Origin of the sequence: Pseudomonas sp. GZD-209 (genome assembly GCF_049310485.1) — a bacterium.
GTDB classification, from domain to species: domain Bacteria; phylum Pseudomonadota; class Gammaproteobacteria; order Pseudomonadales; family Pseudomonadaceae; genus Aquipseudomonas; species Aquipseudomonas sichuanensis.
This window is the reverse complement of the sequence record NZ_JBMOWQ010000073.1, coordinates 1-13,397: the sequence shown is the minus strand read 5'-3', so window position 1 is coordinate 13,397 and position 13,397 is coordinate 1. Positions and strand designations below refer to the sequence as shown.

Annotated in this window: 12 protein-coding genes and 1 tRNA gene; 8 read left to right on the top strand and 5 right to left on the bottom strand. The window is 64.6% G+C overall.

Features of this window, described 5'->3' with window-relative positions; all coding sequences use genetic code 11:
* Positions 1-68: 68 nt before the first annotated feature.
* Complete coding sequence (locus ACO6VM_RS10740; RefSeq protein WP_258705125.1) at positions 69-1,283, bottom strand: MFS transporter; 1,215 nt, start codon at positions 1,281-1,283, stop codon at positions 69-71.
* Positions 1,284-1,480: 197 nt separating this feature from the next.
* Here ACO6VM_RS10740 and ACO6VM_RS10735 point away from each other — a divergent pair, with 197 nt between their 5' ends.
* Together ACO6VM_RS10735 and ACO6VM_RS10730 are read left to right on the top strand one after the other, a co-directional pair.
* Complete coding sequence (locus ACO6VM_RS10735) at positions 1,481-2,413, top strand: FecR family protein (RefSeq protein ID WP_401059704.1); 933 nt, start codon at positions 1,481-1,483, stop codon at positions 2,411-2,413.
* Between the two features lie 96 nt (positions 2,414-2,509).
* Positions 2,510-2,586: transfer RNA gene (locus ACO6VM_RS10730), tRNA-Met, on the top strand.
* 54 nt (positions 2,587-2,640) lie between these two features.
* Here the strand turns inward: ACO6VM_RS10730 and ACO6VM_RS10725 are convergent.
* Entirely contained in the window at positions 2,641-3,258 is a 618-nt protein-coding gene (locus ACO6VM_RS10725; RefSeq protein WP_422403237.1) for a LysE family translocator, read from the bottom strand.
* 183 nt (positions 3,259-3,441) lie between these two features.
* Between ACO6VM_RS10725 and ACO6VM_RS10720 the strand changes: the two genes are divergently transcribed.
* On the top strand, positions 3,442-4,347 hold the full coding sequence (locus ACO6VM_RS10720; protein ID WP_422403236.1) for a LysR substrate-binding domain-containing protein: 906 nt from the start codon (positions 3,442-3,444) through the stop codon (positions 4,345-4,347).
* Here the strand turns inward: ACO6VM_RS10720 and ACO6VM_RS10715 are convergent.
* Complete coding sequence (locus tag ACO6VM_RS10715) at positions 4,287-4,871, bottom strand: D-Ala-D-Ala carboxypeptidase family metallohydrolase (protein WP_401059699.1); 585 nt, start codon at positions 4,869-4,871, stop codon at positions 4,287-4,289. The genes ACO6VM_RS10720 and ACO6VM_RS10715 overlap by 61 nt on opposite strands.
* Positions 4,872-4,937: 66 nt before the next feature.
* On the opposite strand from ACO6VM_RS10715, the gene ACO6VM_RS10710 reads away from it, so the two are divergent.
* Positions 4,938-6,104: a hypothetical protein gene (locus ACO6VM_RS10710; protein ID WP_401059697.1), complete on the top strand. Its 1,167-nt coding sequence runs from the start codon at positions 4,938-4,940 to the stop codon at positions 6,102-6,104.
* Positions 6,105-6,233: 129 nt separating this feature from the next.
* Positions 6,234-6,749 carry a hypothetical protein gene (locus ACO6VM_RS10705; RefSeq protein ID WP_422403235.1) on the top strand — a complete coding sequence of 172 codons (516 nt, stop codon included), beginning with the start codon at positions 6,234-6,236 and terminating at the stop codon, positions 6,747-6,749.
* 202 nt (positions 6,750-6,951) lie between these two features.
* On the opposite strand, the gene rimI is transcribed toward ACO6VM_RS10705, so the two are convergent.
* The gene (gene rimI, locus ACO6VM_RS10700; protein ID WP_110996186.1) at positions 6,952-7,407 is read right to left on the bottom strand and encodes a ribosomal protein S18-alanine N-acetyltransferase; all 456 of its coding nucleotides are present in this window, start codon (positions 7,405-7,407) and stop codon (positions 6,952-6,954) included.
* The gene (locus ACO6VM_RS10695; protein WP_401059693.1) at positions 7,404-8,189 is read right to left on the bottom strand and encodes an energy transducer TonB; all 786 of its coding nucleotides are present in this window, start codon (positions 8,187-8,189) and stop codon (positions 7,404-7,406) included. Before ACO6VM_RS10695 ends, rimI begins: the two co-directional genes overlap by 4 nt.
* Positions 8,190-8,472: 283 nt before the next feature.
* Here ACO6VM_RS10695 and mksB point away from each other — a divergent pair, with 283 nt between their 5' ends.
* From mksB to mksF, 3 genes are read left to right on the top strand one after another with little or no spacing between them, the layout of a single operon-like run.
* Positions 8,473-9,762 (top strand): Mks condensin complex protein MksB, encoded by a 1,290-nt coding sequence (gene mksB / locus ACO6VM_RS10690; protein ID WP_401059691.1) that lies wholly within the window; start codon positions 8,473-8,475, stop codon positions 9,760-9,762.
* Entirely contained in the window at positions 9,752-10,459 is a 708-nt protein-coding gene (gene mksE / locus ACO6VM_RS10685; RefSeq protein WP_390970171.1) for an Mks condensin complex protein MksE, read from the top strand. Before mksB ends, mksE begins: the two co-directional genes overlap by 11 nt.
* The gene (gene mksF, locus ACO6VM_RS10680) at positions 10,456-13,287 is read left to right on the top strand and encodes an Mks condensin complex protein MksF (protein ID WP_401059689.1); all 2,832 of its coding nucleotides are present in this window, start codon (positions 10,456-10,458) and stop codon (positions 13,285-13,287) included. The genes mksE and mksF overlap by 4 nt, the downstream gene beginning before the upstream one ends.
* Positions 13,288-13,397 lie beyond the last annotated feature (110 nt).

Sequence of the window (13,397 nt, the reverse complement as noted above, 5' to 3'; positions counted from 1 at the left end):
GAGTCACCCCCCTCCCCCTCCTGTGGCCTCCTCGGGGTGCGGGGTCTCTCCCCCCCCCGCGATGGCTTTCAGCGTTTACCGGTAGACGGCAGGAACACCGCCAACAACCCGAACAACGGCAAGTACGAGCACACCCCGTACACATATTCGATGCCACGCAGGTCGGCCACATAGCCCAGCAGCGCCGCGCCGATGCCGCCGAAGCCGAACATCAGCCCGAAGAAGATCCCGGCGATCATCCCGACATTGCCCGGCACCAGTTCCTGGGCATACACCACGATGGCCGAGAACGCCGAGGCGAGGATGAAGCCGATCACCACGCTGAGCACGGTGGTCCAGAACAGGTCGGCATAGGGCAGCGCCAGGGTGAACGGCGCCACGCCCAGGATCGAGAACCAGATCACCGCCTTGCGCCCGATGCGGTCGCCGATCGGCCCGCCGAAGAAGGTGCCAGCGGCCACCGCGCCAAGGAACAGGAACAGGTGCAGTTGGGAGCTGGCCACCGACAGCTGGAACTTCTCGATCAGGTAGAAGGTGAAGTAGCTGGTGAAGCTGGCCATGTAGAAGTACTTGGAGAACACCAGCAGGCCCAGCACCAGCAGCGCCATCATCACCCGCTGGCGCGAGATGCCGTGGGTGGCCTGCACGGCCTTGCGCGCCTTGGCCTGGTTGAGGTGCTCCTTGTACCAGCGGCGCAGCATCAGGGTGACGGCGAAGAACAGCAGCCCGGCCACGCCGAACCAGGCCACGTGGCTCTGGCCGAACGGGATGACGATGGCCGCCGCCAGCAGCGGGCCGAACGCGGAGCCAGCGTTGCCGCCGACCTGGAAGGTCGACTGGGCCAGGCCGAAGCGCCCGCCCGAGGCCAGCCGGGCAATGCGCGAGGTCTCGGGGTGGAAGGTCGACGAGCCGATGCCCACCAGCGCCGAGGCCAGCAGGATCATCGGGAAGCTGCCGACGAACGCCAGCATGACGATGCCCACCAGGGTGCACAGGGTGCCCAGGGGCAGCAGGTTCGGCGTCGGCCGCTTGTCGGTGAAGAAGCCCACCCAGGGCTGCAGCAGCGAGGCGGTGACCTGGAAGGTCAGGGTGATCAGGCCGATCTGGGCGAAGCTCAGGTTGTAGTTGGCCTTGAGCATCGGGTAGATGGCCGGTAGCACCGACTGGATCAGGTCGTTGATCAGGTGCGCCAGGGCGCAGAAGGTGATGATGCGCATCACCAGCGGGTTGGCCTGGCTGGCCGTGCTGCTGGCGCTGGCGGTTGGGGTGCTGCTGGTGGCCATGGGCTGGATGTCCGTGCGCAGGATGGGATCCGATTATCATGAAACAAATAGATACGAAGCTACCTTTTTATTTTTTCCAAGAGGGCTTCCTGACGTAACGTACTTGTAAATGGTTCTCAATATATTTAGCATCCTCAGGCCTCACCCCCCGTAAACGCTGGGCAAAACCGCCCTGCCCTTGCGAGTAGAACCATCCCATGAGCCCGATGCCCGCCTTGCAGCCACAGCCCGACCCCGAGCAGGAAGCGTTGGACTGGTTCTCGCGCCTGCGCCAGCCCGGCTGTGACGACACGCTGCGTCAGGCCTTCGCCCACTGGTGCCAGGACCCACTCAATGCCCGGGCCTATGCCCAGCTCGAAGCTTACTGGCAGCAACTGCAGGTGCCGGCTGCCCGGCCGCGGCCGCGGGTCGCCAAGGCCCGCCGAAGCCGCAGCGGGTTGTATCTGGGGTTGCTGTTCCTGATGCTGCTGGCGACCCTGGCGTGGCTCTTCTGGCCACACATGCAGCGCCTGGCCAGCGAGCTGCACACCGGCAGCGGCGAACGGCGCAGCGTGCGCCTGGCCGATGGCTCGACCCTGCACCTGGACAGCGCCAGCGCGATCAACGTCGACTTGCGCGACCGCACCCGCCGGCTGCACCTGGTGCAAGGCCAGATATCCCTGGAAGTGATGCTCGATGGCCGGGCCCTGGAAGTGCAGGTGGACGATGCACGTATCCAGGTGTTCGGCACCCGCCTGCAGATTACCCGCTACAGCGACCATGACGAACTGCTGGTCTTGAGTGGCAAGGCCGCCGTCCTGCAGGGTGGCGACCAGCGCATGGTCAGTGCCGGGGAACGGGTGACCTTCACCGACAGCCACATCAACCCGGTGGAAAAGATCGACAGCAAGGCCGCCGATGCCTGGCGCAGTGGCCGTTTGCAGGTCAGCCAAAGGCCCCTGGCCGAGGTGCTTGAACGCCTGGCGGCCTATCAGGGGCAACGTGTGTGGCTATTGGATGAAGAAGCCGGTCATCGACGGGTGAGTGGCGATTTCGACCTCGACCACCCTTTACCGAGCCTGGAGCAGCTTGCCCGCGACCAGCAGCTGCGCCTGTACAACGTGCTTGGCCAAGGGCTGATCGTCCGTTGAAGCGAGCTTCCCGGCTAAGTTTTTGAAAGGTTGGCAATTTTTTTTAAAAACGTTGTTGACAGGATCGCGATTCGAGCTAATAATGCGCGCCAAGTTGGCTACATAGCTCAGTTGGTTAGAGCATAGCATTCATAATGCTGGGGTCCGGGGTTCAAGTCCCTGTGTAGCCACCACCTTTTAAAAGGGCTTATCGAAAGATAAGCCCTTTTTCTTTGCCTGCGAAAAAACTACTTCACCCCCGCCACCACGACGGCCAACCCAAGGCCAATCAAAGCCACGCCAATGACCCGATCGACGATGCGCTGGCGCTCGATCATCGCGGCGCGCAGGCCCGCACTGGAGAAGAATATCGCCACCAGGCTGAACCAAGCCCAGTGCGCGAGCGACATGAACGCCCCATAGGCGAAGTCAAGCGCCAGCGTGCTGCCAGGCTGAACCACCTGGGTGTAGGCACTGACCACGAAGAGCATGGTCTTGGGGTTGAGCGCATTGGTGAGAAAGCCCGTGCGCAGCGCCTTGATGACACCGCCGTCACCGCCATCCTGCACAGCTCCCAGGCTGATGCGCGTGGTATTGGTCAGCGACTTGTAGCCCAGGTACACCAGATAACCCGCCCCCACCACCTTCATCGCCAGGAACAGCACCGGGCTGCGGCTGATGATCACGGCGATGCCGAGCACGGTGTACAGCACATGCACCTGCACCCCCATGGCGATACCCAGCGCAGCAGCCAGGCCTGACTTGCGGCCCTGTGCATAACTGCTGCGGGTGACCATGGCGAAGTCGGCGCCCGGGCTGATGACGGCCAGGAGGGTGAAGAGAGCGACGGCGATGAGTTCGTTCACGAACAGGTATCCTCGATGAAAATTCACGGAAGATAGGATTATCCTGTTGCCTTGAACGGGTAAAAATCGATTTAAAGTGACGTTAATCTGCTAGTTTTTCTCACCTATTTGCATGTAATCGACCGGATGCTGCACTTCGTGGGAGCGGGCTTGCCCCGCGATAGCGCCGGCACAGGACAGCACATGAAACTGCCCCCACTGACCGCCTTTCGATACTTCGACCTCGCCGCCCGCAGCGAAAGCTTCGTGCGCGCCGCCGAGCAGTTGCACGTCACTCACGGCGCCGTCAGCCGCCAGGTACGCCTGCTGGAGGAAAGCCTTGGGCTAGAGCTGTTCGAGCGACGCAACCGAGCGGTGTTCCTGACCAGCGCCGGCCGTGAGCTGCACGGCACCACCCAGGCGATCTTCGAGCAACTGCAAAGCACCGTGCAGCGCCTGCAGCAGCAAACCGACGATAACGTGCTGGTGGTTTCCTGCGAGCCGACCATCGCCATGCGCTGGCTGATCCCGCGCCTGCCGCGCTTGCACGCCGAGCACCCTGACCTGCAACTGCACCTGGTGGCGGCGGGCGGCCCGGTGGATTTCGCCCGCGCAGGCGTGGACATGGCCCTGCGCCGGGACGACTTCCACTGGGACCGCCGGCTGCACAGCCTGAAGATCTGCGATGAATGGATCGGCCCGGTGGCCGCTGCGGGCTCCAAAGGCCAGCGCCTGCTCCACAGCAAGACGCGCCCGGATGCCTGGTCGACCTGGCTGCGCCTGAGCGGCCACCCTGCCGAACATAAAGAGCGCAGCGACTTCGAACACTTCTACCTGTCGATCCAGGCTGCCAGCGCCGGCTTGGGGCTGGCCATGGCCTCGGCGTTGATGGTCGGCGACGAGCTGGACAACGGCCAGCTACAAGCGCCCTTCGGCTTCCTGCGCGACGGCTCCAGCTACCATCTGCTCAGCCCGCACCCTTTGGACGACGGCAGCAAGCGCCAGCGCTTCGCGCAGTGGGTCGGCGCCGAATGCCAGGCGCACCTGGCTCACCTCGGCTTGCTGCAGAACGATGACCCGGCACCACCATCACCGCCCCAGGTGCGGTAACCGGCGGTATCGATATGGATACGCCCTGACGGATAACGACCCAGCCCCATGCTCCAGGCTTCTCCATGCTGCTGCCAGAACTGGCACAACGGATTAGGGTCGGCCCAGGCCGGCAGCAGCAGGTCTACGGCGAAAGCGCGCATATGGGCACTGCTCGGCGCACCGCCGGCACAGGCATTGAGGCTCGGATCGCGATAGGCCGAGACCACCTCGAACTGGCGCAGGATGCCCTGCTCATCCAGCGTCTTGATCAGTGACAGCGTCGAGCGCACCGCCGGCCAGTGGCTGGTCGGCGGCACCGCGAACGGCGAGGCGCGGCACTGGCGCCAGTCCGAGGCCGAGCGCAGCAGCTGATGGATCGGCACCACCCCGTACAACCGCGCTTCCACCAGCATTTCCCGGAACCTGCGGTTTTCGTGATCCCCCGCCCATTGGGCGAACATCCACACATCGCGCTCGTCGGCCTGGGCTGCGCCCATGCAGGAAAGCGCCCCCGCCAATAGCCATGCCTTGCCGCTTTTCATCGCCCCACCTCTTCATCCACCATGGGCGCGCCCGCCGTCCTGGCGGCCACTGACATGGAGTTAAGCATGCACAAGATTGCACTATCGGGCCTGGCCGCCCTCGCCTTCAGCGGCCTGGCACTGGCCGACGCGCAGATCGACCTGGGCGACGCCCAGCGTGTCACGCGGCTGTTCGCCTACCCCAACAACTGCAACGTGATCTGCTACCGCGACTGGACCTTGGAAAAAACCGTCGAGCACTACCTCACCCAGAGCGTGCAACGCGATGGTTATGCCAACGCCAAGGTCACGGTGAACCGCGACAATGACAAGTTGCACGCCAGCATCACGGGCGTGCCGGCCGGCTATACCGAGCCTTTGCGCAAGCTGCTCGACAGCGGTGAACTGGCCTACCAAGGCGCCACCCGCCTCAACCAGAAAGGCGGCTGGGACTACAACTGGTACTTGTTCCTGCCGCTGGGCATGGCTCTGGAGAACCGCCGCAGCATCGAGCTGCTGCACTTCCCGCCGGACTACTCGCTGACCCGCTACCAGGACTACCTGAAGTCCAACACCACCGACCGTTGGGCAGACCTGCTCACCTACAACGGCATCGACGCCAGCCAGACCCCGGCCTACCAGACCATCGTCGATATCGCGCCGATCGCCGCGCCGTCCGATGCCGGCAAGGCTCTCGAAGGGGTCTACGACTATTTCCGTGACTACCAGGTGAGCATGGTCAAGCAGATGACCGTCACCCATGCCGGCCAAGCGCTGCCGATGGTCGCCTTCGGCGCACCGGTGCGCGCCTGGATCCAGCAGCAGTACGGGCCGAAGGTGAACGTGCTGGGCCTGGCCAGCATCACCCCCGAAGCCGACGGCACCAAGGTGCCGGTGCTGGGCGCCAACCACCCCAGCGCCATCTGGTACGCCGCCGACCCGAAAAGCTACGGCGGCGACCAGGACAAGGCCGACGCCGCCGGCCTGAAGATGATGGGCCAGGACCTCTCCGCCGCCTGCTGGCAGGCCGGCATGGGCCGCAACCCGCAGGCCGACGCCAAGCTCACCCTGGACGCTTGCAGCACCAAGTGGCAGGTAACCCAGAAGAAGCAGACCTGCGAGCTGTTCTACCGCACCATCCGCAACATGACGCCGGAGCAGGCAGCAGCCAAGTGCAATACCGGTGCGGTGACGCGCAGCTTGCGGGATTTGCGTAAACCTTTGGAAACGAATGGGGTGGACTCGGCGCTTTGATGCCCCTCTTGCACACGACATAATCCGTCCTGCGCACAGCCCCACAATGACTCGCTTCATTGGCTATCGGGGTGAAGAAACCGGCCTTGTGCCGGTTTCTTCGTTTTTGCAAACGACAGGAAGTCGGCCATGCACAAAACGCCTACCCAATTGGGAGACGAAAGCCTCGCCGAGGCATTCAGCAGATTGCTGGACCAGGCAGTCGCCCTGCAGGACGCAGGCGTTTCTCTGAATCAAGCACAGCAGGCAGCCGAGTTCACTTACCTGCTGACCAAGAAGCAATTCGACCGTATTCGTCGTATCTGCAAACAAATGAGCTGGCCGACGCCACAGTGCCGAGGTATTCGAGTCGATCTACAAGCCATCGCACATCCTTTGCACGCGAGGGCAACGAACGACCGATGCACTGCGCAGGAGACCTTGCAGATTCTGGTCAGCGCCTATAGCGCCTACAGCCAAGTCGGGTTCAACAAGCCCAAGCATGCCCAAGGCATCCTGTTCAACACGGGCCGCAAGGTGATGATCGGCACAGGTAGCTACTACGCCGTGGCCGTCGTGAAAGTCTGTAGCGAGGGAGGTAAAACGTACTTGGCCCCCGTCACGGCGTATCACGCGACGGAGGCCAAGATTCGGAATATTTCATGACTACGGAGGAAGGACGGCCTCGAAGGCAAGTCTTCCGCACTGAAGCGGAACAACCCATGCGCCTGCGAATTCCCTTCATATGACCCTGGCTGCCAGGGTCTACGCAGCACCGCCGACAAATTTTCTGCTGTCTTCGTAGTCGGGATTCATCCTATGTGCGCCCAGCCCGTTTTGCAAACCCGCCTGACGGGCTACACGCGAGTCAGTCTTCCAGCAGGGTACAAGCCATCACCAGCGCATCTTCACGCCCACCCGCCACCGGGTAGTAGTCGCGCCGCCGGCCGATTTCGTTGAAACCGTAACGCTCGTACAACCGATAAGCCGACTGGTTGCTGGCACGCACTTCGAGGAAGCACTCACGGCCATTGAGCTGGTAGGCCCGTGCCATCAGGTGCTCGAGCAGGCGCAGGCCCATGCCACGGCCCTGGCTCTCCGGCTTGACGGTGATATTGAGCAGGTGCGCCTCGTCGATGATCACGTTGATCACGCCATGGCCGACCTGCTGCTGACCATCGAACATCAGCCACACTTCGTACGACTTCAGCGCATCCTGGAAGATGCCGCGGGTCCAGGGGTGGCTGAAGGCTGCGTATTCGATCTTCAACACGGCATCCAGATCCGCCTCGGTCATCGGGCGGAAACTGATCGACTCACTCATTCAACGCTCTTCCAGCGCGCCATCAGCTGGCGCATGGCTTTCCAGACGTCCGCCTTGCGCTGCGGCTCGTCCATCAACAGTTCAAGGCCGGGCAAGGCCCAGGCATCGCCGAGCAGGTCGACCTTGAGTTCTTGGTAATAGGCCTCGGCGTCGGCCTGGCCGGCGAAGCGAATGGCCGGCAGGCCGATCAGCCACAGGCAGCTGCTGGGCGCTTCTTCCAGGCGTGCGGCGATGAAGCCCTGGACGAAGTCGCGGGCAGCGTCCGGCCCTTGATCCATGTTGCCGCGCATCAGCAGTGGCCAGCGCACCGGCTCGCCGATGATCTGCGGGGCGTCCGGCAGGCCGGCGGCGCGCAGCATGTCCTTGAGCAGCAGGTACGACGGGTCGCGGCTCTGGAAGGGTTGACCGGTGGCCAGCTCCACCAGCAGCAGGCAGCTGCCGGCGCGCAGCAACTGCAGGGCAAAGCGCGGTGGGGGCACCGGGGCGGGACGCGCCACGGGGGCTTCTACCTCGGCTTCGACCGGCTTGGCGACCGGTTTCGGCATGCTGCCTGGGCGCGGAATCTCGATTTTCGGCCGCTCTGCGCGCGGCTGGGGCGCCACCGGCGCTTCCCGGGGCGCGGGCGCCGACGGACGCACCTCGAACTCGATGTCCTCGACCGGCGCCTGCGGCAACAGCAGTTCCGGGCGCGACGGCGCGGCGAACGGCAGTTCGGCACGCGGCAGCCAATGCACCACTTGCATGGCGGAAAGGTAGGCGCGGCGGCGGGGTTCGGTCAGCAAGGCTCGGGGGTCCGGGGTTCGAAACGTCGCACATTCTAACGTTGTTGGCCGGGCTGTGCTGCAACTGGTCGGCGGATTTTTGTCAGCTGTGACGGCCCCTTCGCGGGGCAAGCCCGCTCCTGTAGGTTTCGCGGGGCCCGTAGGAGCGGGCTTGCCCCGCGAAAGGGCCAGTGAATCCCCTACAGCCGACAAGGTTATCCCCCATTGCAGACCAAGGGGTGAAATCCTCCCCCCCGTATGCAGTACAATCGCCCCTTTTATTTGGCAACGAGTCGACCCGCCAATGATCGAACCCAAGCGCGTCCTGCGCGCCCTAGCCGAACACTGGGCCTTGATCGAGCCGCTGTGCGAGCGCTTCGACCAGGGCACCCTGAGCCTGATCGAACTGCGCCAGCAGTTGGCCCGCCAACAGGTGGAAAGCACGCCGCAGGACATCACCCAGCTGCTCGACGTGTGGATCCGCCTGGACATCCTGGTCCCGGTGGCCAAGAGCCCGAACCGTTTCGAGCTCAACGCGCAGATCCACGACTTCCTCGCCTACCTGCGCCGCGAACACCGGCTGGGCCTGTGCCTGGAGATCGAAGCCTACCTGCGCCACCTGGAGCGCCTGGCCGGGCATATCCAGGACGCCTTCGACAACCGCGACAGCGACGACCTGGCGCGCCAGTTACGCTTGCTCGACATGCGCGTGCGCGACGTGCTGAAGAAACTCGACAACGACGAGCAGGCGCTGGTAGCCGTGGCCGAACGGGCCAAGACCAGCAACCGGCAGATCCCGCTGCGCCAGCGCTACGCCGAAGTGCTGGCGACCTGGGACGAGTACGTCGAACCGATGATCCAGCTGGTCAATGCCGACGGCGCCTTCGAGCAAGGCGTGCGCAAGGTCGAGACCGTGCTGCTGCGCCTCCTGGGCGAGCAGGCGCGCCTGGGCCACCTGGTCGACGACGACATGCTGCTGCGCACCCACGCGCGCATCCTCGAGATGCAGACCAGCGCCCAGCTCACCCTGCGCCACGCCCGCGAACTGCTGCTGCCGCTGCGCGAAGAAGCCCGCCGGCACAACGCCGTGACCCGTGGCGCCGCGCTGGCCTTGTCGGTGATCCGCAAGAAGGGCATCGACGCCGTGCCGCAAGCGGCCATGCCGATGTTCACCCGCCCGCAGAGCACCTTCCTGGGCAGTGCCAGCCAGGTCGAAGCCTATGTCTATGCCCTGGCCCGTTTCGAGCCCAAGCCTGCGCGCTTCCCGAAAGCGCACAAGACCCATAAGGGCCCGCTGCCCCGCGCCCCGCGCACGGTCAAGGAGATGCTCGAGCGCTGCGAGGAGGCCCTGCCGCTGCCGGACCTGATGGTCTGGCTACTGGAGCAGGAACCCGAGGGCGCCACCGACGAACTGCTGTACTGGTTCTCGCGCCTGTCGCGCGAGAAGCGCTTCGCCCGCCAGCGCCTCGACCGCCAGGAATACATCACCCGCGAACACCTGGTCAGCCTGCGCTCCTTCGCCCTGACGTCCAGCCGCGAAAACAAGCCGGCCACCACGACCGAATCCACCGCGAGCCCCGCCCATGCATCTTGATCTTTCCGAACTGTCCCAGCTCGCGCCGATCTTCCGCGAGCTGTTCAAGGGCTTCCACGTCAGCCGCCGTGACCCGGAGCTGTACGCCCAGCTGTCGAATTTCCAGGACCAGTACCGCACCCTGTTCAAGGCCCTCGGTTTCGAGCTGGTCTGCGACACCCGCGGCTTCTACTACTTTGTCCCCGAGCAGGCCGCCGCGCAGGTCAACAAGACCGCCCAGCGCCTGTCGCTGTTCACCTTCATCCTGGTCGAGCACCTGGCCGACCAGGGCCGTGACCCGATGGCCGTGCTCGACGGCGGCAGCATGGGCCGCGACGAATTGCCGTCGCTGCTGGACAAGTACCGCGACCTGTTCTTCCAGGCCGAAGTGCAGACCGTCGAAGAGCTGGAAGAGAAGATCCTGCGCCGCATGACCCAACTGGGCTTCGCCCACGAAGAGGGTGGCATCTACCGCTTCCTGCCGCCGATGCACCGCTTCCTCGACGTGTGCCTGTCGGTGCAGCAGGACCGCGACCTCGCCGCCACCCTGCACAGCGACCTGCCACTGCCGATCCCGGTACTGGTGGTGGAAGAGACGCCCGAAGAACTCAACCGCACCGACGACCCGCTCGACCTCACGCCGTTCGACGGCCAGGAGAGCGAAGAGGACGCCCTGGCCCGGGCCATCCGCGAAGAGCAACAGGAGATTGACGCATGAGCCAGGAACGCTACGGCATCCGCCGCTTCGCACTGCTCAACACCGCCGGCTACAGCCTTGGCCTGTTCCCCCTGGAACACCCGCTGTCGGTCTATGGCGCCAACAACCTGGGTAAATCGGCGTCGATCAACGCCCTGCAGTTCCCGATCCTGGCGCGCATGTCGGACATGAGCTTCGGCAAGTACAGCCTGGAACAGTCGCGGCGCTTCTACTTCGCCAGCGACACCAGCTACATCCTTTGCGAGCTGAACCTGCCCCACGGCCCGCATGTGATCGGCGTGGTCGGCCGCGGCCCGGGCGGCGGCTTCGGCCACCAGTTCTTCGCCTACCAGGGCGAGCTGGACCTGGCCCATTACCAGAAAGACGACACCTGCCTGCGCCAGAAAGAGCTGTTCACCAACCTCGAGCGCAACGGCCTGAAAGCCTACGAGCTCAAGCCGGACGAACTGCGTCGGCTGCTGGTCGGCGGCCACACCTCGGTGCCGCTGGACCTCACCCTGATCCCGCTGCGTTCGACCAGCGAGCAGAGCCTGAAGACCTTCCGCGCGCTGTTCATCAACCTGCTGCACATGCGCGAGATCACCGCTGCCAAGCTCAAGCAGCTGTTCCTCGACGCCTTCGAACACAGCCTGCGCTCGGGCAGCGTCGACTACATCGCCGCTTGTGAAGAGGCCTTCCGCGACGTGCGCCGCATGGAGGGCGACTACAACGCCCTGGTGGCCGCGGGCCCACTGGTCGAGGCCCTGGCCGGCGGCGTGGCCCAGCGCGACATCCTGCGCGGCAAGCTGCACCGCATTTCGCCCCTGCTCGACAACCTGCTGGGCACCTGGCAGGAATACGCCATGGCGCGCAAGGAAGAGCTGGTGATCCAGTCCGAGCACTACCGTGGCGAGCAGGACCGCCTGCAGAACGACCAGCGCGGCGGCACCCAGGAGCTGATGCGCCTGGAGCGCGAAATCACCGGCATCCAGCGCTGGCTGGGTGAGCTGTCGGTGCTCAAGCACCGCTTTGCCCTGGTCACCGACGTCAAGACCCTGGAACAGCAACTGCTGGCCGCCAAGGACGCCCACGACGAACTGGCCGGCGCCCTGGCCCAGTCGCGGCAGTTCTCCGCCGAAGACCTCGACGAGCGCGTGCGCGACCTCGAGAAGCGTGTGAAAGCGGTCAAGCTGCAACTCGACCACGCCGACAACAACAGCTACGCCCGCCTGCGCGAAGAGTTCTCCCAACAGGACGTCGACCGCCTGATGCGCCTGTTCAACGGCGCGCTGTTCAGCCTGCCGCTGGGCGAGCGCGGCATCGAACTGGATGACAGCGATGTCTGGGTCAAGACCCTGGAAAGCGTGCTTGAGCGCTTCAAGGGCGAGCGCTTCGAAGTGCCGGGCCTGTCCATCGATATCTCGCACATCGACCCGCCCGCGCTGCAGGCCCTGGCCGACCGCGCCGCCCTGCGCGACCAGAAGGAACGCCTGGATAAAGAGCTCAAGCAGCTCAAGACCCAGCAGGCCGTGGCCCTCGACCGCGCCGCCAGCAAGGCACAGACCGAAGCGCTGTACCAGCAGGTGCTGGATGCGCAGAAGGCCCTGGAAGATTTCCGCCGCGCCGAGACCCTGGCCGCCGAAGAGCCGGAAAAAATGGAGCAACTGAGCCAGCTGGAAGCGGCTCAGGACGAGCTCAAGCGCTCCAGCGACGCCTTCACCGAACGCGTCCAGCAGCTGTCCGCCAAGCTGCAGCTGGTAGGCCGGCAGATCGCCGACCTGGAAGCCAAGCAGCGCACCCTGGAGGACGCCCTGCGCCGTCGCCAGTTGCTGCCGGCCGACCTGCCCTTCGGTACGCCGTTCATGGAAGCGATCGACGACTCCATGGACAACCTGCTGCCGCTGCTCAACGACTACCAGGACAGCTGGCAGGCGCTGCAGCGCGTGGACAACCAGATCGAGGCGCTGTACGCCCAGGTGCGCCTCAAGGGCGTGGCCAAGTTCGACAGCGAAGACGACATGGAGCGCCGCCTGCAGCTGCTGATCAACGCCTACTCGCACCGTACCGAGGAAGCGCTGACGCTGGCCAAGGCGCGCCGCGCGGCGGTCACCGACATCGCCCGGACCCTGCGCAACATCCGCAGCGACTACGACAGCCTGGAACACCAGCTGGCGCTGTTCAACCGCGAGATCAACAAGCGCCAGGTATCCAACCTGGAGAGCTTCCGCGTGGTGCTGGCGCCGAACAAGGAAGCGCTCAAGCACATCGACCAGATCATCCACAGCGCCGGCCAGTACGAGGAAGGCGAGACCCTGTCGGTGTTCGACCTGACCCAGAACAGCGACCAGGATCACAAGAACGAAGAGGCCAAGGAATACCTGGCGCGGCTGGTGGCGGCCAACCACAACCAGCTGGGCCTGAAGGACCTGTTCGAACTGGCGTTCGAGATCACCAAGATCAACAGCCAGCCGGTGATTCACGCCGACATCGACGGCGCCGCTTCCAACGGCACCACCATGACCATCAAAGCGCTGACCAACATGTACCTGTTGCTGCACCTGATGGACCGCGACCTGGCCGGGCGCATTCGCCTGCCGTACTACCTGGACGAGGCGGCGGACATCGACGAACGCAACCAGGCCGCGCTGCTGGAAACCAGCCAGCAGCTGGGCTTCGTACCGATCCTGGCGAGCGTGAAGCCGCAGGTGTCGGCGCGGGTGGCGATCGACCTGGAAGGCGGTAGCGGGCCGAATGGCATCTACATCGACGAGGCGGACTGGAAATACATCAGCCGTCGCGATGAGGTGAAGGCCATCGTGCGTGAGGATGAGGCCGAAGAACTGGCCTGAGGTAGCCGGGGCCGCGTTGCGGCCCTCGCCTTTCAAAGCATCGCGGGGGGGGGGGGGGGGGGTGCGACCATTGTGGTGTCGGGGGTGGGTGGTGTGATCGGTCGGGTCGC

What these genes read in the sequence shown, in the direction of transcription:
- ACO6VM_RS10740 (WP_258705125.1), bottom strand. Translation starts at nt 1,283, where the DNA reads ATGGCCACCAGCAGCACCCCAACCGCCAGCGCCAGCAGCACGGCCAGC.
- ACO6VM_RS10735 (WP_401059704.1), top strand. Translation starts at nt 1,481, where the DNA reads ATGAGCCCGATGCCCGCCTTGCAGCCACAGCCCGACCCCGAGCAGGAA.
- ACO6VM_RS10720 (WP_422403236.1), top strand. Translation starts at nt 3,442, where the DNA reads ATGAAACTGCCCCCACTGACCGCCTTTCGATACTTCGACCTCGCCGCC.
- ACO6VM_RS10715 (WP_401059699.1), bottom strand. Translation starts at nt 4,871, where the DNA reads ATGAAAAGCGGCAAGGCATGGCTATTGGCGGGGGCGCTTTCCTGCATG.
- ACO6VM_RS10710 (WP_401059697.1), top strand. Translation starts at nt 4,938, where the DNA reads ATGCACAAGATTGCACTATCGGGCCTGGCCGCCCTCGCCTTCAGCGGC.
- ACO6VM_RS10705 (WP_422403235.1), top strand. Translation starts at nt 6,234, where the DNA reads ATGCACAAAACGCCTACCCAATTGGGAGACGAAAGCCTCGCCGAGGCA.
- rimI (WP_110996186.1), bottom strand. Translation starts at nt 7,407, where the DNA reads ATGAGTGAGTCGATCAGTTTCCGCCCGATGACCGAGGCGGATCTGGAT.
- mksB (WP_401059691.1), top strand. Translation starts at nt 8,473, where the DNA reads ATGATCGAACCCAAGCGCGTCCTGCGCGCCCTAGCCGAACACTGGGCC.
- mksE (WP_390970171.1), top strand. Translation starts at nt 9,752, where the DNA reads ATGCATCTTGATCTTTCCGAACTGTCCCAGCTCGCGCCGATCTTCCGC.
- mksF (WP_401059689.1), top strand. Translation starts at nt 10,456, where the DNA reads ATGAGCCAGGAACGCTACGGCATCCGCCGCTTCGCACTGCTCAACACC.